General features: G+C 70.0%; 14 protein-coding genes and 1 pseudogene. 10 read left to right on the forward strand and 5 right to left on the reverse strand.

What is annotated here, in order from left to right; all coding sequences use genetic code 11:
* Window positions 1–172: 172 nt before the first annotated feature.
* Entirely contained in the window at window positions 173–382 is a 210-nt protein-coding gene (locus AB0D18_RS35605; protein WP_362428459.1) for a hypothetical protein, read from the forward strand.
* 55 nt (window positions 383–437) lie between these two features.
* Window positions 438–869: a hypothetical protein gene (locus tag AB0D18_RS35610; RefSeq protein ID WP_362428461.1), complete on the forward strand. Its 432-nt coding sequence runs from the start codon at window positions 438–440 to the stop codon at window positions 867–869.
* 169 nt (window positions 870–1038) lie between these two features.
* On the opposite strand, the gene AB0D18_RS35615 is transcribed toward AB0D18_RS35610, so the two are convergent.
* The gene (locus AB0D18_RS35615) at window positions 1039–1722 is read right to left on the reverse strand and encodes a response regulator transcription factor (protein WP_362428464.1); all 684 of its coding nucleotides are present in this window, start codon (window positions 1720–1722) and stop codon (window positions 1039–1041) included.
* Complete coding sequence (locus AB0D18_RS35620; protein WP_362428467.1) at window positions 1710–2921, reverse strand: sensor histidine kinase; 1212 nt, start codon at window positions 2919–2921, stop codon at window positions 1710–1712. Before AB0D18_RS35620 ends, AB0D18_RS35615 begins: the two co-directional genes overlap by 13 nt.
* Window positions 2922–3216: 295 nt before the next feature.
* On the opposite strand from AB0D18_RS35620, the gene AB0D18_RS35625 reads away from it, so the two are divergent.
* The 4 genes and pseudogenes from AB0D18_RS35625 to AB0D18_RS35640 all read left to right on the forward strand — a co-directional run bounded on the left by AB0D18_RS35625 (window position 3217) and on the right by AB0D18_RS35640 (window position 8667).
* The gene (locus tag AB0D18_RS35625; RefSeq protein ID WP_362428615.1) at window positions 3217–4035 is read left to right on the forward strand and encodes an ABC transporter ATP-binding protein; all 819 of its coding nucleotides are present in this window, start codon (window positions 3217–3219) and stop codon (window positions 4033–4035) included.
* A gap of 128 nt (window positions 4036–4163) precedes the next feature.
* The gene (locus tag AB0D18_RS35630) at window positions 4164–6788 is read left to right on the forward strand and encodes an FtsX-like permease family protein (protein WP_362428618.1); all 2625 of its coding nucleotides are present in this window, start codon (window positions 4164–4166) and stop codon (window positions 6786–6788) included.
* A 69-nt stretch (window positions 6789–6857) separates the two neighbouring features.
* Complete coding sequence (locus tag AB0D18_RS35635) at window positions 6858–7268, forward strand: hypothetical protein (protein ID WP_362428470.1); 411 nt, start codon at window positions 6858–6860, stop codon at window positions 7266–7268.
* A gap of 403 nt (window positions 7269–7671) precedes the next feature.
* Window positions 7672–8667, forward strand: a pseudogene (locus AB0D18_RS35640) (serine hydrolase domain-containing protein).
* Window positions 8668–8671: 4 nt separating this feature from the next.
* Here the strand turns inward: AB0D18_RS35640 and AB0D18_RS35645 are convergent.
* The 3 genes from AB0D18_RS35645 to AB0D18_RS35655 all read right to left on the reverse strand — a co-directional run bounded on the left by AB0D18_RS35645 (window position 8672) and on the right by AB0D18_RS35655 (window position 13718).
* Window positions 8672–10102, reverse strand: coding sequence for an endo-1,4-beta-xylanase (locus AB0D18_RS35645; protein ID WP_362428473.1), 1431 nt, complete (start codon window positions 10100–10102; stop codon window positions 8672–8674).
* 373 nt (window positions 10103–10475) lie between these two features.
* Window positions 10476–12695, reverse strand: a complete 2220-nt coding sequence (locus AB0D18_RS35650) for a glycoside hydrolase family 3 N-terminal domain-containing protein (protein WP_362428476.1) — start codon at window positions 12693–12695, stop codon at window positions 10476–10478.
* Between the two features lie 9 nt (window positions 12696–12704).
* Complete coding sequence (locus AB0D18_RS35655) at window positions 12705–13718, reverse strand: LacI family DNA-binding transcriptional regulator (protein WP_362428479.1); 1014 nt, start codon at window positions 13716–13718, stop codon at window positions 12705–12707.
* Between the two features lie 272 nt (window positions 13719–13990).
* Here AB0D18_RS35655 and AB0D18_RS35660 point away from each other — a divergent pair, with 272 nt between their 5' ends.
* The 4 genes from AB0D18_RS35660 to AB0D18_RS35675 all read left to right on the forward strand — a co-directional run bounded on the left by AB0D18_RS35660 (window position 13991) and on the right by AB0D18_RS35675 (window position 18573).
* A complete protein-coding gene (locus tag AB0D18_RS35660) occupies window positions 13991–15283 on the forward strand; it encodes an extracellular solute-binding protein (protein ID WP_362428481.1) in 1293 nt (430 codons plus the stop codon).
* A gap of 112 nt (window positions 15284–15395) precedes the next feature.
* Window positions 15396–16301 (forward strand): sugar ABC transporter permease, encoded by a 906-nt coding sequence (locus AB0D18_RS35665; protein ID WP_362428621.1) that lies wholly within the window; start codon window positions 15396–15398, stop codon window positions 16299–16301.
* Complete coding sequence (locus AB0D18_RS35670; protein ID WP_362428484.1) at window positions 16298–17128, forward strand: carbohydrate ABC transporter permease; 831 nt, start codon at window positions 16298–16300, stop codon at window positions 17126–17128. The genes AB0D18_RS35665 and AB0D18_RS35670 overlap by 4 nt, the downstream gene beginning before the upstream one ends.
* 47 nt (window positions 17129–17175) lie before the next feature.
* Window positions 17176–18573: a glycoside hydrolase gene (locus AB0D18_RS35675; protein ID WP_362428487.1), complete on the forward strand. Its 1398-nt coding sequence runs from the start codon at window positions 17176–17178 to the stop codon at window positions 18571–18573.
* Window positions 18574–18589 lie beyond the last annotated feature (16 nt).

The raw sequence follows: 18589 nt of genomic DNA on the forward strand, positions 1-18589 counted from the left end.
GGGAACGGCCGCCCGGGGTGGGACGCACGGAATGCTGAACTCGCCGGGGTAGTACAGGCTCCACCCCTGTTCGGGTACGCGGTGTACTGCTCCGAACCCTCCCGCCGGACACCATGGAACAAGTACGGCGCGGGTCGAACCGTGCGGTGAACCGGTAGGGCTGGAGGCTCTCATGGAACGGACTAAGCGAAAGATCGGAAGCGGCTGGATCATCCCCCCGCTGTTCGTCTTCTTCGTGGGCGCCATGCTGACCTCGGTGGTCTCCCACGCGGTCGACGGCAGCACGCACACGACGGTGATGATCGTGGGGTTCTCTCTGGATGCCATCGCCGTGATCTGGGCCGTCGTGCGCTGGATGCGGGCCAACAACGCCAACGGCTGACCTCGGGCCCGATCCCGGACACCGCCGAAGAAGCCACTCCGAGGAGAGCGGAACCATGAATGCGAACGAGCACCTGAACGGCCTTTTGAAGGGGAAACGGGAGGGGTTCGCCAGGGCTGTGGTGGCGATCATGCTTGTCGTGCCCGCGTCCATAGGACTGGCCTCCTGCGAGGACACTCCGCAGAAAGTACTGGACCGCGGCGACACCTGTCTGGAAATCCTGGACCTCGCGCTCTTCGACCCGAACACCAAGGACGCGGACGCGGCCAAGAAGGAGGTCGGGCAGCGGGCGGACAAGCTCGACGAGCTGGCGAAGAAGGCCGGTGACGACTCGCTCGCCGATGCCGCCCGGGGCGTGGCGAAGGACTTGCGCGCCACCAGTCCGAAGGACCGCAGCCCCGGGTCGGTGTCCGCTTACGTCTCGGCGCAGAACAAGCGCCTCGACGGGCTGCGCAAGACCTGTACGTCCATGAAGGACTATCTGTGACGTCTGTGACGGATCCCAGCAGTTCGCAGTGACTCCAGCAGTCCCCCCCCCCCGTGACTGGGACAGCACGACTGGCCTCCCCCGCCGTTGTCGTGCCGAGTCCCCGACCCGGGTGCCCGGAAACTCTTCCGGGCACCCGGGTATTTACGTGTGTACCCGGGCCGGTCCTTCAGGTCTTCTGGGGGTGCTGGGTCTGGGGGGCGGTGCCGGCGTCGAGGTAGGCGAGTACGGCCAGGACTCTGCGGTGCACGCTGCTGCTCTCGGGGGGCAGCCCCAGCTTGTCGAACACGCCACGGATGTGTTTGCTCACGGCCCGCTCGGTGACCACCAGTCGTTCCGCGATGGCACCGTTGGCAAGTCCCTGGGCCATCATCGCCAGCACCTCCTGTTCCCGCGGCGTCAGCCCCTGGAGCGGTCGGGCCGCGGCCTTCCGGCTGAGGATCTCGGTCACCACCTCCGGATCCAGTGCGGTGCCTCCGGCGGTGATGCGCTCCAGGGCCTCCAGGAACTGCTCGACCCGTCCCACCCGGTCCTTGAGGAGGTAGCCGATCCCGTGCGCGCCGCCCGCCAACAGCTCGGAGGCGTAGGCCTGTTCCACGTACTGGGAGAGCACCAGGATGGGCAGCTCGGGGAACTCGACGCGGGCCGCGACGGCCGCGCGCAGACCCTCGTCACGGAAGGTCGGCGGCAGCCGCACGTCGAGCACGGCGACATCGGGGCGGTGTTGGCGCAGCGCAGGCAGTACCTCGGGGCCTGCGGCGCACGAAGCCACCACCTCGTGGCCGTTGGTTGTCAGCAGCAGGATCATCCCTTCGCGTAACAGGGTGTTGTCCTCTGCGATCACGATCCGCACGGTAGCTCCACTTCCAGCTTGGTCGGCCCGCCCACAGGACTGGTCAGGCTCGCTGTTCCGTCCAACGCCGCCACACGCCTGCGGATACCGATCAGACCGCTGCCGCCGTGTTCGTCGGCGCCGCCGTGCCCGTCGTCGGTGACCACGACGCTCAGCATCCCGTTGTTCCTGGTGAAGCGTACCGAGGCGCGGCGGGCGCCACTGTGCTTGCGGACGTTGGTCAGGGCTTCCGCGACCACGAAGTACGACGCCGCTTCCGCCGCCGCGGGCAGTCGGTGGCCGTTCTCCACGGGGCTGAGGCTCATGTCGACGGGGATCTCGGAGGAGGCGGCCAGGGCCCGCACCGCTCCGGCCAGTCCACGGTCCGTCAGCACGGGCGGGTGCACGGTGCGTACGACGTGACGAAGTTCCGCGAGCGCGCTCTCCAGGCCGGACTGCGCCTCGTCGAGGCGGGCGAGCGCGGCGTCGGGGTCGGCGCGCAACTGCTGCTTGGCCAGCCCGATCCGCATGGACAGGGCCACCAACTGCGCCTGGACTCCGTCGTGGAGGTCCCGTTCGATGCGGCGCAGTTCGGCACTGTGCGCCTCCAGCGCGCCCGCCCTGCTCTCTGACAGTTCGGCGATCCGGTCGCTCAGGCGCCGGGAGTCGGAGGGGCGCAACAGCGCCGAGGTCCACGTCGCCTGGAGGTCCGCGAGCTTCTCGATCCCCTGGAGGACGAGGGGAGAGCGCTCGGGGGGCGGGGTGCCGTACCGCTCCAGGCGACGGCGGTCGGCGGCGCCGCCGAGGCCCAGGCGCGTTCCGTCGACGAGCAGGCCGATCAGCCACAGGAACACGGTGAGTACGGAGAAGACGACGAGGGTCAGGACGGCGACGGGCAGCCATCGTGCGTCGCGCCAGGTGCCCGGGTCGGTCAGGGCGAGCCGCACCCGGTCGGTCGGCGAGCCGTCGAGGGGCAAGTACTGCTCGGGAACGGGGGACTTGAGCCGGGCGCCGGCCCGGACCCGTTCGTATCCCGCCAGTCTGCGCAGCAACCGTACGACCTCCGGCCAGGCCGGGGCACCGATCAGGGACACGGTGAAGAACAGCCCCGCTGCCAGCACGAAGATCCCCACGAAGAACAGCCAGGCCACCAGCAGACCGGAGTAGAGGTAGAGGCCGGCCAGCCAGGAACGGCGGAGCTGCAACTCGAGGACGTTCATCAGCACTCCCTGGGGCACAGGCCGGGCCGCCGAGCGGCATACCCCGAGGATACGGATCACGGCCTCCCCGCGCGGTGCACCGGTCACCTCAACCCATGGTGGAGCTGGCTGTACTCCGCTTCGGGTACGTGCACCATCGCTTGCCGATCGGAGGATCCATACCGTCTTTCACAGGTGGAGAGGCACGTGCGGACACGGGTGGAACCACCGGCACACAACCGCCCCGCCGACAACCGGGCCCGCGGTCAGAACGAGACCGGTGAACCGGTCGCAAGCCCCGGAGGGCATCAGCATGATCAGGGTTCGTACGGGGAAACGCAGCTCGACCACCTCGCCCGGCACATCGGCGGCGCACCACGGCCGCGCGGCTGCCCCCGAGCCCGCCCTGGTGCTGGAGTCGGTCACCCGCAGTTACCGGCGTGACGGCAAGCAGGTCAACGCGCTGGACGACGTCAGCCTCACCCTGGAACGCGGTCGTTTCCTGGCGGTCATGGGACGCTCCGGGTCCGGCAAGACGACGTTCCTCCAGTGCGCGGCCGGGCTCGACCAGCCGACGTCCGGCACCGTGCGGATCGGCGGCACCGACCTGTCCCGGCTCAGCGAGGCCGCGTTGACCCGGCTGCGCCGGGACCGGATCGGTTTCGTGTTCCAGGCGCTCAACCTCGTACCTTCGCTGACGGTGCGGGAGAACACGGCGCTGCCGCTGCTTCTGAGCGGTGAACGCCCCGACCACCCCGACGTACGGGAACGAGCCCTGCGGGTGCTGGCATCGGTGGGGCTCGGGGACCGGGCCGACGACTCGCCGCACCGGCTGTCCGGCGGGCAGCAGCAGCGCGTGGCCATCGCCCGCGCACTCGTCAACAACCCGGCGGTAATCTTCGCCGACGAACCCACCGGGGCACTCGACCCGATCACCGCCCGCGACGTGCTGGCGCTGCTGCGCGACGCCGTGGACCGGGAGGGCCACACGGTGGTGATGGTCACCCACGACCCCGTCGCCGCCTCGTGGAGCGACGAGGCGGTGTTCATCGAGGACGGGCGCATCGTCGACGCCCTCGACAAGCCAGGGCCCGAGGCCGTCTCGCGGGCGATGGCGCGCCTCGGGGAGCGGTGAGCGCGATGGTGACCGACACGTACGGCGCCCGCCGCACGGCCGTGGACCCGGACGGCGAGCGGCAGCACACCGCGGGCGCGGCCGCCGACCGGCGCACCACCCACTTCCTCGCGAAGCGGTCCCTGCGGATGCACCGCAAGGCCTGGACCGCCGTGTTCGCGGCCCTGGTGCTGACCTCGCTGCTGCTCGGAAGTTTCGCCCTCGCCACGCTGTCCGCCTTCGTCGGCCACGCGCGCGTCGAGCGGTACGCGGCCACGACCGCCGTCGTGGCGGGCGATCAGAGCACCCGGTACACCGCCAAGCCGTGGGGCGACCCGCCGACGACGATCGAGTCCTCGCTGACCGAGCGGGTCCGGGTACCGCGCTCGGCGGTCGCCAGGATCGAGGCGGTACCGGGGGTACGGGCGGCCGTCGCCGACGACAGCGTCCCGCTCACCCTGGCGGACAAGGGGGGCTCGACCGTGCCTGGCCGTGCCACCGAGTCCGGCGACGCACCCGTCTACGGCCACGGATGGGGGGTGGCGGCCCTCGCCCCCTTCACGCTGAGGCAGGGGCGTGCCCCGTCCGGCGACCATCAGGTCGTCCTCGACGGGGACCTGGCGAAGCGGGCCGGCGTCGGCGTCGGCGACCGGGTGCGGCTCCAGGCGTACGGATCACCCGGCGCCTACGTGGTCTCCAGCATCGCCGCTCCCGCGGGCTGCGCCGCCTCCAGCGGACTCGCCCACCAGGGCGCCGTCTTCTTCACCGACGCGCGCGCCGGCATTCTGGCCGGGCACCCGGGCACCACCGACGCGATCGGCGTGCTGGCCGAACCCGGCACCACCGTGCACGAGTTGTACCCGGCGCTGCGCAAGGCGCTCGACGGCGCCGCGCCCGCCCGGGACGCCGCCGCGGCGCACCGGTACAAGGAGGACTCGTCGACGTTGCGCCTCCTGACGGGCAACGGGCGCGGTGAACCGGAGTTCGTGGAGTCGGCGCCCAGCCGGATGATGCTCCTGATGCTCCTGGCCACGGTGTGTGCGACGGTCGTGATGATCGCCGTGCTCGTTGTCGCGAGCACGGTCACGCAGGCCGTCCACCAACGGGCGCGGGAAATGGCGCTGTTGCGGGCCGTCGGTGCGACCCCCCGTCAGCTGCGGCTGACCGTCGGCCGTGAGGTGCGGATGGTGGCCGTGTCCGCCACCGTGCTCGGTGCGATCGGTGCGGTGCCCGTGTTCCTCCTCCTCATCCACCTGCTGCGCGCCCGCAGCGCCGTACCGCCCGGCCTCGAACTGCCCACGTCCTACTGGATGATGGCGACCCCCGTGCTCACCGCCGTCCTGACGCTGGTGGTCGCGCGGCTGTCGGCGGGCATCGCCTGCGGGCGCATCGCAAAGGTGAGCCCCGCGCAGGCGATGGGGGAATCGCTGACCGAACCCGCCGAGCCCGGCCGCGGCCGGACCGTCACCGGGATCGTGCTGCTGTTGCTGGGGGTCAGCTCCGCGGGCACCGCGGCGCTCCAGTCCGGCGAGTTCGCTGCGATGGCCGCCGGCACGGCCGCCATGGGGCTGGTGATCGCGTGCGCGCTGCTGGGTCCGTGGATCGCCAGGACCGCCCTGCGCACCCTCGGTGCGGCAGCCCGCAACCTCGGGGCCGGCGGCTACCTGGCGGTCGCCGCCTCGCAGGCCAACTCCCGGCGGCTCGGTGCCGCCATCACCTCGATCATCCTGGTCGTGGCATTCGTCAGCGTCCAGCTCTCCGCGGGGGCGACCCTCGAGCGGCAGGGCGGCAAGCAGGCCGTGGCCGCCATGCGCGCCTCGCTGGAGGTCACGGCGGACGGACCCGGTATCCCGCGGGACACGGTGACCGAGGTCCGCCGGGTACCCGGTGTCGAAGCCGCCACCGGGGTGATGCACAGCACGGTGGTGCTGGCCCGCCGGGAGACGGGCGAGCCGAAGCTGGACCGGCTGCCCGTCATGGGCGTGGACCCGGCCGCACTTCCCGCCACCCTCGACCCGGACGTCGTCGAAGGCAGTCTGAAGGCCCTGGGCAGGGGTACGGTCGCGCTCGGCAAGAGCCGGGCGAGCTCCCTCGTTGCGGGCGTCGGGGACGAGGTCACGGTGCGCTACGGCGACGGGGTGGCGGCGCCGCTCAAGGTGGTCGCGCTCTACGAACGGGGCCTCGCCCTCGGTGACTTCCTGTTCTCGACGGACGAGCTGGCCCCGCACGTGGCGCACCCGTTGCTCAGCCGCGTGCTGATCACCGAGGCACCCGGGGCGGGCGGGGTGGCGGCCGCCGTGCAGCGGGCGCTCGACGGGTCCGTGCTGGGCGCGAAGGTGTCGCGGGCCCCGGACGCGGAACACCTCCAGGCCGAGGACCGGGGGGTGGGGCAGGTGATCACCGTGGTGGCGGTGAGCGTCATCGGTGTCTTCACCGTCATCGCCGTCCTCAGCACGCTCGTCCTCATCATGGTGGGACGGCGTCAGGAGCTGGTGCTCCTGCGGCTGGTCGGCGCGGGGCGCGGGCAGGTGCGGCGCATGCTGATGACGGAGGCCGCGCTGATCGTCCTGTCCGGCTTGATCGTGGGCACGCTGGCCGCGGTCATACCGCTGGCGGCGTTCAGCTTCTCGCTGGCTGGTTCTCTGCCCTATCTGCCTCCCGTTCAGGCAGGGTTGATCGTCCTGACGGTGGTGGTGACCACGTTCGCGGGCTGTCTGGTGCCGGCCAGGTCGGCGTTGCGCAAGAAGCATCCGGCCGGCCTCGGCAGCCGGTGAATCCGGTGCGGACGAAAGAAGAGACAAGAAGAAGACGAAAGCAGGGACGAGAGAAGAGGAGGGTATGAGATGGCCCGTATGGCAATGGCTGTCCTGATGGGACTGGCCGGGGCGGCCGCACTCGTCCTGAGCGCCTTCCAGCCCTGGTACGAGGGCCGCGACCCACGAGAGGTGCCTGCGCTGGACCTGTTCACCGGGCTGGAGGGGGCCGGTGCGGACACCGGCACCTCCATGCTGCTCCCGCTGTCGGTGGCGGCGGGCCTGGCCCTGTTCGCGCTGGCGCTGCGCCCCCGGGTGCTGATGGCGCTCGCCGGAGTGGTCGGACTCGCGACCGGTGTCCTGTGGGTGGTGCAACAGTTCCGTCAGGCGGCTCCGGTCTCCTTCGGGTTCACGGATCTGGAGCGCGGACTGTGGAACGCGGCGGGCGGGGTGCTGCTCCTGCTGCTGGCGACGGCCGTACTGCCGAGCCGCAGCCGGTGACGCGCGGCAGGTAGCACCACAGCGGTTGTCCGGGGGCGGCACTGCCTCTTCCGGACAACCGCGATCATGCATCTGGGCTGCGCTTTTACAGCACCGCTTAATCCCCTGTCCCCGCCTTCCCCGCTGGTGAAGAATTCCTCTGGCGAGCAGATCGCAGAGCGAATGCAACCGGCGAGGTATTCGGAAGGCGGGAGACATCACCGTGTCTGACACACGTGCCGTTCCGCAGGGCGACGCAGCTCCTTCCGGCCCTTCTTCCCGCTCTTCACTTTCACGCTCCTCACTTCCCTCCTCTTCGCTCTCCACCTCTTCACTTTCCACCGCCCCGCTCTCTGCCGCGACGCTTTCCGCCGCGTCCTTCGGCTTCGGCGACGTGCTCGCACGACTTGCCGGCTCCTTTCACGTGGTCGGCTGTCAGCTGGCCGTTCACCGTCGGGGAGAGGTAGCGACGTGGGAGTACGGCGAGGAGGAATTCGGCTCCGGGCGGCCCGTCGCGCCGCACTCCGTGTTCGCCTACGGGTCGGTGACCAAGACCTTCACGGCTCTGGCCACGGCCCAGCTGGTCTCCGACGGAGACCTGGACCTCGACCTGCCGGTACGCGAGTGGCTCGCTCCCGGGTCCGTCGGCCCGTACGGCGGCCACCCCGCGCTCGACGCCACTCTGCGCCGTCTGCTCAGCCACACGGCGGGGTTGCCGTCCGACCACGACGACGAGAGCGCCGGCTCGCTGGCACGTTGGACGGCCGGATTCCTGTCCGCCACCGGGCCCGCAGCGGCCTGAACGACGCCCGGCACCTTCTCGTACTCGAACGTCGGTTACGCCCTCGCGGGCCGGGTCACGGAGAGCGTCACCGCGCTTCCCTGGCACCGGGCCGTGGGCAACAACCTGCTGGGGCCGGCCGGTACCGGCATCGGTGTGCTGCCCGGCGCGTCCTCGGGCCCCGGTACCGTCCGCGCCGTGCCCGGCCACCGCACGCACACCGGTTCCCCGGTGGAGCGGACCGTGCACCCGTTGCGGTGCACGACGGATCCCGGGTCCGCACCCGCGGGCGGTCTCGCGGGCAGCGCCGCCGACCTCGCACGTGTCGCCGCCCTCCTCCTGGACGGTGCGGGCGGCCGGATCGTGGAAGCCTCCGCGGTTCGGGAACTGCGCGGGACCCCGCACATGCGGGGTCCTGGACCGTGCACAAGGGCGTCCTGCCGGGTCCAGATTGCCGCCCGGCGAACGCGGGTCGCTACGCCTTTAAGGCGACACGAAATGAGCCAGGCCAGGCACGCGTCGCCAGGGGCCGGCCTCCCCCCGGCACGGGTCACCCGCGAGTGGCTCAGCAGCCGCCTGCGGCCGAGGGGTGGGGGAAGCCGCACCGTAGGTCTTCGTCGGTTCCCCCTTTCGCCGTGACAGGTCAGGTGCGGGTCCAGCGCTGGTTGCTTCCGTTCGAGCAGGAGTAGAGCTGGATCAGGGTGCCGTTGGCGGTTCCGTTGGCGGCCGCGTCGAGGCAGCGGCCGGACTGGACGCCGGTGAGGGATCCGTCGGAGTTGAGGCGCCATTTCTGGTTGTCGCCACCCGAGCAGCTGTAGAGCTGGACTGCGGCGCCGTTGCCGGTTCCGGCGGCGTCCAGGCACTTGTTGCCGTAGACCCTGAGCTCACCTGCGGCCGTTTCGGTCCACTGCTGGTTGGTGCGGTTGTTGCAGTCCCACAGGTGGAGCCGGGTTCCGTCGGTGGTACTGGCACCGGGCACGTCCAGGCAGCGGCCCGAACCGACGCCCTTGATCTGTCCGGAGCCGACGGGGGGTGTGGAGGAGCCGGAGTTGAGTGCGTTGAGGACGGAGGTGTAGGCGGGCTTCTTGCTGCCGTTGCCGTCGAACAGCAGCGGCGAGTGCTCCGGTCGCCAGGAGTCGGTGTCGCGTACGCCCCAGACGGTGATGCCGAGGCAGCGCGAGACGGCCAGACAGTCGTTGGTCACCTGGGCGTAGGTCGTGGCCGAGGCACCCTGAATGTCGAGTTCGGTGACGGCCACATCGACGCCGAGGGCGGCGAAACTCTGCAGGGTGGTACGGAAGTTGCTGTGGTAGGGGCTGTCGCTGTTGAAGTGCGACTGGAATCCGACGCAGTCGATCGGCACGCCGCGCTGCTTGAAGTCCTTGACCATGGCGTACATGGCCTGGGTCTTGGCCCAGGTCCAGTTCTCGACGTTGTAGTCGTTGTAGCAGAGCTTGGCGGCCGGGTCGGCGGCGCGCGCGGTGCGGAAGGCGGCCTCGATCCAGTCGTTGCCGGTGCGCTGCAGGTTGGAGTCGCGCCGGGCTCCCGAACTGCCGTCGGCGAAGGCCTCGTTCACGACGTCCCACTGGGCGATCTTGCCCTTGTAGTGGGTCATCACGCCGTTGATGTGCTGGGTCATCGCCTGGCGCAGCGTGCTGCCGCTGAGGCTCTGCATCCAGCCGGGCTGCTGGGAGTGCCAGGCCAAGGTGTGGCCGCGCACCTGCTTGCCGTTCTGTACCGCCCAGTTGTGGACGCGGTCGCCTGCGGTGAAGTTGAACTGGCCCCGCTGGGGTTCGGTGGCGTCGATCTTCATCTCGTTCTCGGGCGTCACCGAGTTGAACTCGCGGCCCGCGATCGTCGTGTACGCCGGGTCGCCCAGCCTGCCCGAGGCGATGGCGGTGCCGAAGTAACGGCCGCTCTGCGCCGCCGCGCCGCCGAGCGTGCTCTCGGCGGCGTGTGCGGTCGGCGGCGGCACCAACGCGGCAGCAACACCGAGGACGCCGACGACCAGCGCCGTACGCAGAGCGCCGATCCTCCGGCGGACGGTGGGTGGGGGAATGGCAATTGAGCCCACGACTGAGCCTCCAGGGGGGAAATCACGGAAGGATTGAAGTGCGGCAGAGGGAAGTGCGGCAGAGGGAATCCGCGTAAACGACGCCGTCGTCCATGGAAAAAGGACACGCGCCATCAGTGCGTAAGGATTCGAGGCCGGCATCCGGCCCCCGGGAAAGACGGGCGACGCCGCCTCGGGACTCAGTGTGGAAACCTTGCCGAAACATGTCAAGAGTTTCGAAATGGTTTCGGGGCTCGCTCCCCCGAAGCAGCCAAATACCGGCTTTCAAACGCACAGGAGCCGTCGAAAGACTTTCGACAAATTCCCGCCATAAGCGCACCGCATCCTTCGCCGGGGACGCGCTTCCAGCCGACCCACCCGGGATGACGGTGCGTCAGGGGACCGGGACGATCTCGACCGGCACGGACAGCACCCGGTCGGCTGCCGGGTGGCGTACGGGTCCTTCCAGAGTGAAGGAGCCCTGGAGCGGAAGGTCGCCGCTGGACCGTCCGACGGCCACACCGATCTCGCCGGGTTCCACCCTTCTCCGCAGGTCGAGCCCGGTGAAAGAGGTCCGGTCGGCATGGACGGAGAAGGTGATCCGGGCGGCCTCCCCCGGCTGCAGCTCGACCCTGCCGAATCCGGCGAGCCACCGCTGCGGCCGAACGACTGACGCCACCGGGTCCGACAGGTACAGCTGGACCACGTCGGTCCCGGCCACCTCGCCGACGTTGCGTGTGGTGACCGAGACGGCGACGGTCCCGTCCGTCGCGGCGACGGGATCCACCGAGAGCTCCGAGCAGTTGAATTTGGTCCAGCTCAGCCCGTGTCCGAAGGGGAACAGCGGGGTCGGGTCCACCGAGCTCCAGTCGGTGTGCCCGCCGAGCCTGGCGTGCAGGTAGGTGCCGGGCTGGCCGCCGGCCTGGCGGGGGATGGAGACGGGCAGCCGCCCGGACGGTTCCGCGGCCCCGCGGATGATCCGGGCCAGCGCCGTCCCGCCCTCCTCCCCCGGGAAGAAAGCCTGCACCACGGCCGATGCCCGCTCCGCCAGCGTGCCGAGCGCGTAGGGCCGTCCGGAGACGAGGACCAGGACGGTCGGCACGCCGGAGTCCAGCACGGCGGAGGCGAGTGCGGCCTGGTCGCCGGGCAGGTCGAGGGTCGCGGCGTCGCAGCCCTCTCCGGAGGTGCCCCGGCCGAACATGCCGGCCCGGTCCCCGAGCACCAGCACGTTCACGTCCGGCTCGTCCTCGGTGACCGTGAACCCGGCGGCGGTCAGCGCCTCGCCGAGCGTCGGGATCTCCACCCCGAGGTCGCCGGGCAGCGCCACGTGGTTGGGGAAGGAGTAGCAGCCGAGGAAGGACTGAGGATCGTCGGCGTACGGCCCGCTGATCGCGACCCGGCACGGCCGCAGCGGCAGGATGCCGTCGTTGGCGAGCAGCACGGTGGACCGTTCGGCCAGGAGCCTGGCCAGTGCCCGGTTGTCCGGCGGGTCGAGGTCGACCGGCCCGGGTGTGACGGGTTCCCAGCCGGGGTCGAGCAGGCCGAGCTCGGCCTTCTGCAGCAGGACCCGTTCCGCGGCCCGGTCGATGAGCTCCTCGGGGACGCTTCCCGACCGCACGAGTCGGGTCAGCGGCTCGCCGTAGCAGCGGGCCGTGGGCAGCTCGACGTCGATCCCGGCGGTCAGCGCCAGCGCGCCGGCCGCGCCGCGCGATCCGGCGACGCCGTGCCGGGTCTGAAGGAAGGAGACGGCGTAGTAGTCGGCGACGACCACACCGCTGAACCCCAGCTCGCCCCTGAGCAGCTCGGTCAGCAGCCGTGCGTCGGCGGCCACCGGGACGCCGTCCACGTCCGTGTAGCTGTTCATCACCGACCGGGCGCCGCCCTCGCGCAGTGCCCGTACGAAGGGCTCGATCAGTACGTCGGCGAACTCGCGCGGCCCCGCGGCGGCGGGGGCCATGTTCCGGCCGCCGCGCGAGGCCGAGTACCCGGCGAAGTGCTTGAGCGTCGCCACGATCCCGGCGCCTTCCAGGCCCTGCACATAGGCGGTGCCGATCGCTCCGACGAGATAGGGATCCTCGCCGATGCACTCCTCGGTCCTCCCCCACCGGTAGTCGCGGACCACGTCGAGCACCGGAGCCAGCCCCTGGTGGACCCCGACCCGCCGCATCCCCGCGCCGATGGCAGCGGCCATCTGCCGTACCAGCCCGGGATCGAAGGACGCACCCCAGGCGAGCGGGCCGGGGAAGACCGTCGCCCCGAACGTCATAAACCCGGTCAGGCACTCCTCGTGAGCGACCGCCGGAATCCCGAACCGGCCGGCTTCCCTCACCTGCTGCTGGAGCTGGGCGAGCCGCTCCATCCCGGCTTCCGCGGTGATCGGCGCGGTGCCGTACACCCGGGTGAGCTGGCCGAGCCCGTGGACGGCGATGTCGTCGAGGCCGGGCGCGGACTCGCCGGAATCGTCCTCCATCGGCGCGACAGGTGCTCCTGGGTTCGAGGGCAGCGCCCAGAAGCCGACGAGTTGCCCCGCCTTCTCCTGCGTCGTCATCCGTTCCAGCAGATCGGCGACTCGCACGGACGCGGGCAGGAGGGGGTCACGCCAGGGCTCGCTCAAGGGGTTCTCCTAGGCACGGGGCGGGGCGGTGGACAGCCGGACCTTGAGCTCGGTCGAGAGTTCCATCCGGGGGCTGACCAGGGGCTGGTCCTCCAGAAGCTGGAAAAGCACGCGGGCGGCGAGCCGGCCCATCTCCTCCAGCGGCTGACGCACCGTCGTCAGCGGCGGTGACAGCCATTCGCACATCGGCAGGTCGTCGAAGCCGACCACGCTGAGGTCCTGCGGGATGCGCAGCCCGCCCTGCCGGGCGGCTTCGTAGACGCCCATCGCCTGCTGGTCGCTCCCGGCGAAGACGGCGGTCGGCGGTTCGGGGAGGGCGAGCAGTTCCTGGGCGCACCGGAACCCGCCCTCGTGCTGGAAGTCGCCGAACCGGATCAGGTCGCGGTCGACCTCGATCCCGGCCCGCTCCAGCGCGGCCCGGTAACCGTCGATGCGGGCCTGACTGCAGAGCATCTCCTTGCGCCCGCCGATCGTGGCGATCCGGCGGTGTCCCAGCTCCAGCAGGTGCTCCGTGGCGGCGAGGCCGCCCGCCCAGTTGGTCGCGCCGATGCTCGGCACGCTGTTGCCCGGCAGGTCGATCGGGTCGATGACCACCAGTGCCACCCCGGCCCGTTCGATCTGGGCGCGCTGGGCGTGGGTGACCGAGGCGGTGACGAGGATGACGCCGTCGCTGTGGTGCAGGACCGGCAGTGCGGCCCAGCTCGACGGCGTGGCCTCGCCCGGCGGGACGAGCGAGACGACGGTGCCGACGCTCCGCCGGGCGCACTCGGCCTCGACGCCGCGCAGGATCTCCACCGCCCACGCGCTGTCCAGACCGCCGATGATCAAGTCGACCAGGCCCGATCTGCGGGCCCTGCCCTGCCGGCCGGGGTGGAGGTAGTTGTGGGATCGCAGCAGGCCCTCGATCCGCTCACGTGTCGAGGGCGCGACATCGGAGCGGCCGTTGATCACCTTGGACACGGTGGCCTGGGAGACCCCCGCCTCCGCGGCGATGACGGCCAGGGTCGGACGCTGCTCGGTCAACTTCTCTCCTCTACGCGGACGCCTTGGGCCGGCGCCTGGATCTGGCGCCTCGATCTGGCGCCTCGATCTGGCGGCAAGTATCGCAAAACTTTCGAAGAGTTTCCGGTCGCTGCGACCCCCTTGTCAACCCTGGGGGGAGTAGCTGTTTTCGGATAAGTCTGCGACAGGTATTGACCGAGAAGCCGCACGTTCCTAGTTTGTGGCAGCACCGAATTCGAGAGTATTTCGAAACATTTTCGAGCACGTATCGGCATTCCCACCCCGGAGGTCCCATGGCCAGCACACCCCCGAGCCGACGAAGCTTCCTGGCGCTCTCGGGCCTGACCGCACTGTCCGTCTCGCTGACCGCGGCCTGCGGCGGCGACGGCTCCGGCAACAAGCCGGCGGCCGACGGCAAGGTGTCCTTCGCGTGGTGGAACATCGCCACGACGGAACCGGGGAAGTCCCTCTTCCCGCAGATCTCCTCGGCGTTCACGGCCACTCACCCGAAGATCACGATCAATACGACCTCGTTGGAGAACGAGGCGTTCAAGTCCAAACTGACCGCCACCACCTCTTCCGGCAAGCTCCCCGACGTCTTCCAGACCTGGGGCGGCGGCGTGCTGCAGCAGCAGGTCGACGCGGGGCTGGTCGAGGACCTCACCGACGCGTTCGGCTGGTCGTCCGACCTCACCCCGGTGTCGCTGCAGGCCTATCAGATCGAGGGCCGGACCTACGCGGTGCCTTACGACATCGGCATGGTCGGCTTCTGGTACAACAAGAAGCTTTTCGCGAGAGCCGGGATCACCGCGCCGCCGGCCACCTGGGCCGAGCTCCTCGAAGACGCGAAGAAGCTCAAGGCCGCGGGCATCACTCCGATCGCCCTCGCGGGCAAGGAGAAATGGCCGGGCCACTACTACTGGGCCTACCTCGCGATGCGCGTCGCGGGCCTGCCCGCGCTGCAACAGGCCGCGACCACCAAGGACTTCACCGGCGCAGGCTTCGTCCAGGCCGGTACTCACCTCAAGGAGCTGGTCGACCTCCAGCCGTTCCAGACGGCCTTCCTCGGCGCCGGCTACTCCACGGCCGGCGGCCAGGCCGCGACCATGGGCAACGGCAAGGCCGCCATGGAGCTGATGGGGCAGTGGGGACCGTCGGTACAGAAGGACGCGGGCGCCGGCCTCGGAGCGGACCTGGGCTTCTTCCCCTTCCCCACGGTCGACGGCGGAGTCGGCCGGGCCACCGAGGTGTTCGGCGGTGGCAGCGGCTTCGCGCTGCGCAAGGGCGCCCCGAAGGAGGCGTTGGACTTCCTGAAGTTCCTCGTGCTGGAGAACGAGTCCAAGCTGCTTGCCTCCCAGGGCTACCTGCCCGTGGTCAAGGGCGCGGAGAGCCAGCTCACCGACGCCAACAGGAAGGTGGTGGCCGACAGCCTGGTCAGGGCGAGCGGCTTCCAGCTCTTCCTCGACCAGGCCTACCCGCCGGCGGTCGGCCAGGAGGTCAACGACAGCGTCGCCGACCTCATCGCGGGCAAGAAGACGCCCGAGCAGGTCACCGAGTCGATCACCGAGGCTGCGAAAGGTGCCTAGCCCCGTGGCAGCCCCCACCAAAGACCCAACCAAAGACCCGACCGAGGACCCGGCCGAGGAGCGGACGGCGGACGCCGTGCCCCCGCGCCCGTACGCCCCGGCCCGGTCGCTCCTGCGCGGGCTGGGAAGCTGGGCGTCGGTCGCCTGGTTTCTCGTCCCGGCCCTGATCCTCTTCCTCGTCTTCGTCCTCGCCCCGATCGTCGTCGCCGTCTGCACCGGCTTCTTCAAGTGGGGCGGCATCGGCCCCATGGACGACTTCGTCGGCTTCGAGAACTACGCCAGGCTGTTCACCGATCAGGTCTTCCTCGGCGACCTGGGGCGCGGGCTGTACCTGATCGTCCTGTCGATCACGGTGCAGTTGCCGTTCGCGCTGTTCACCGCGGTCCTGCTCCATCAGAAGCTGCGCGGCCGGGCCGTCTACCGCATGCTCTTCTTCGCGCCGTACATCCTGTCCGAGGTGGTCACGGCGGTCCTCTTCACCATGATCTTCCTTCCGGGCGACGGCATGGCCGACCATCTCGCCGGCGCCCTCGGCCTGGAGGGGTTGCAGGGCAAGTGGCTCGCCGATCACTCGACGGTCATGCCGACCCTGTTCGTGGTCATGACCTGGAAGTACTTCGGTTTCCACATGATGCTCTTCCTCGCCGGATTGCAGAGCATCCCGCGCGAGGTCCTCGATGCCGCCTCCATCGACGGCGCCGGCGCCTGGCAGCGCTTCCGGTACGTGACGCTGCCGCTGCTCGGCCCGACGATCCGCATCAGCGTCTTCCTTTCGGTCATCGGGGCCATCCAGCTCTTCGACCTGGTCTGGGTCATGACCGCGGGCGGCCCCAACCACTCCTCCGAGACGATGGCGGTCTCGATGTTCCAGTTCGGGTTCAAGCGCTACCAGGTCGGCTACGCCAGTGCGATCAGCGTGGTGCTGTTCATGATCAGTCTGGTCTTCTCCCTCTTCTACCAGCGTTACGTGCTCCGCCGTGATCTGAGCGGGGCCATCACCACGGGAGGTGGCCGATGAACGCCCGCAAGGCGGCGCGCGGCCTGTCGCTGCACGCCGTGATCTGGCTGATCGGCGCGTTCGTCGTCGTCCCGCTGATCTACGCGGTGATCTCCGGCTTCAAGAGCACCGGCGAGCTGACGACCAACCCGTTCGGGCTGCCGGAACACTGGAAGACCGGCAACTACACCGGCATTCTCGGCGACGCAATGTTCTGGCGGCAGATCGCCAACAGCGCGGGCATCGCGATCGGCACGACGTTCTGCACGGTGGCGGCCTCCGCCATGGCGGCGTTCGTGCTGGCCCGCTACGCCTTCCGGGGCCGCGAGCTCTTCTACACGCTGTTCACGATCGGGCTGATGTTCCCGTTCGCGGTCGCCGTACTGCCGCTGTTCCTGCTGCTGCGCAACTTCGACCTGCTGGACAACCCGCTCGGAGTGATCCTCCCGCAGGCCGCCTTCGGGCTCCCCATGACGATCATCATTCTGCGCGGCTTCTTCCGGACCATTCCGGCGGAGGTCGAGGAGGCGGCCCTCATGGACGGCTGCGGCAAATTCCGCTTCTTCTGGAAGATCCTGCTGCCGATGGCACGTCCGGCGCTCGGCACGGTCTCGGTGCTGGCGATCGTCGCGAGCTGGAACAACTTCTTCCTGCCGCTGCTGGTGTTCAACGATCCGAAATGGCAGACGATCCCGGTCGGTGTCCAGCAGTTCCAGGGCCAGTACTCGACCGATTACGCGCTCGTCCTCGCCTACATCGTGCTCGCCATGGCCCCCGCCCTCGCCTTCTACGCCGTCGCCGAGCGGCAGCTCATCGGCGGCCTCACCGCAGGTGCCACCAAGGGCTGACCCGTCCGCGTGACCTCCCCTTCTCTCCCCCTCCCCGAGGAGACGTCGTGAAACGCCTGACCGCACTGACAGCCGTACTGACGCTGGCGTTGGCCTCGCAGGCCGCGGCCGCCCCCGCGCGACCCGCCATCGACTCCGCGCGATCCGCCATCGACTTCCGCTCCGCACTCCAGCCCATCGACGGATTCGGCTTCTCGATGGCCTTCCAGCGGGCCGACCTGCTGCACGGCGCGCGCGGCCTCAGCCCGGCCAAGCAGCGCGAGGTGCTCGACCTGCTGCTCAGCAAGGACAGAGGCGCGGGCCTTTCGATCCTGCGCCTGGGCATCGGGTCGTCGACCGACAGGGTCTACGACCACATGCCGACGATCCTGCCGACCGATCCCGGCGGGCCCGACGCCACGCCGAAATACGTATGGGACGGCTGGGACGGCGGCCAGGTCTGGCTCGTCAAGGAGGCCAAGGCCTACGGCGTCACACGGTTCTTCGCCGACGCCTGGAGCGCACCGGCCTTCATGAAGACCAACGGGAGCGAGAACGACGGCGGCGAGCTTCTGCCCGAATGGCGTCAGGCGTACGCGAACTACCTCGTGAAGTACGCGAAGTTCTACCAGCGGGAAGGCATCAAGATCACCGACTTGGGGTTCACCAACGAACCCGACTGGACGGCGGCATACGCCTCGATGCGGTTCACCCCGCGGCAGGCCGTCGACTTCCTCAAGGTGCTCGGGCCCACCGTTCGCGCGTCCGGGCTGAAGACCGAGCTGGTCTGCTGCGACGCCGCGGGCTGGGACCGGCAGGTCGACTACACCAAGGCCATCGAGGCGGACCCCGCGGCCGACAAGGCCGTACGGACCATCACCGGCCACCGTTACAGCGGTCCGGCCGACGTCCCGCAGCCGACCGACAAGCGCGTGTGGATGTCGGAATGGTCGCCGGACGGCTCCACCTGGAACGAGAACTGGGACGACGGCAGCGGCTACGACGGTCTCACCGTCGCGGCCGACATCCACAAGACCCTGACCGTCGGCAACGCCAACGCCTATGTCTACTGGACCGGCGCGTCCCTCGGCGCGACCCGGGGGCTCATCCAGCTCGCCGACCCCGGTGACAACTACCGGGTGTCCAAGCGGTACTGGGCGCTGGCCGCCTTCAGCCGGTTCATCCGCCCCGGCGCCGTCCGCGTGCCGGCCACGAACGCCGACCCGGCGCTGCAGGTGACAGCTTTCCGTAACCCCGACGGCAGCCGTGTGATCGAGATCCTCAACACCGCGACCACCGAGAAGTCCGCCGAGTTCTCTCTTCGCGGCGGCCACGACCGGCACCCCGACGGCTACGTCACCGACGAGAGGCGCTCGATCACCCCGGCCGACATTGCCTCCACGCACGGCACGACCCTCACGGCGACGCTCGCCCCGCGTGCGCTGACCACGATCGTCCTCGACTGAACCTCCCACCACCCGA

The organism is Streptomyces sp. NPDC048442 (genome assembly GCF_040651475.1).
Classification (GTDB): Bacteria; Actinomycetota; Actinomycetes; order Streptomycetales; family Streptomycetaceae; genus Streptomyces.

Coding starts and splice junctions, on each gene's coding strand:
- AB0D18_RS35630 (WP_362428618.1), top strand. CDS start 4,164: ATGCACCGCAAGGCCTGGACCGCCGTGTTCGCGGCCCTGGTGCTGACC.
- AB0D18_RS35610 (WP_362428461.1), top strand. CDS start 438: ATGAATGCGAACGAGCACCTGAACGGCCTTTTGAAGGGGAAACGGGAG.
- AB0D18_RS35605 (WP_362428459.1), top strand. CDS start 173: ATGGAACGGACTAAGCGAAAGATCGGAAGCGGCTGGATCATCCCCCCG.
- AB0D18_RS35620 (WP_362428467.1), bottom strand. CDS start 2,921: ATGAACGTCCTCGAGTTGCAGCTCCGCCGTTCCTGGCTGGCCGGCCTC.
- AB0D18_RS35635 (WP_362428470.1), top strand. CDS start 6,858: ATGGCCCGTATGGCAATGGCTGTCCTGATGGGACTGGCCGGGGCGGCC.
- AB0D18_RS35660 (WP_362428481.1), top strand. CDS start 13,991: ATGGCCAGCACACCCCCGAGCCGACGAAGCTTCCTGGCGCTCTCGGGC.
- AB0D18_RS35670 (WP_362428484.1), top strand. CDS start 16,298: ATGAACGCCCGCAAGGCGGCGCGCGGCCTGTCGCTGCACGCCGTGATC.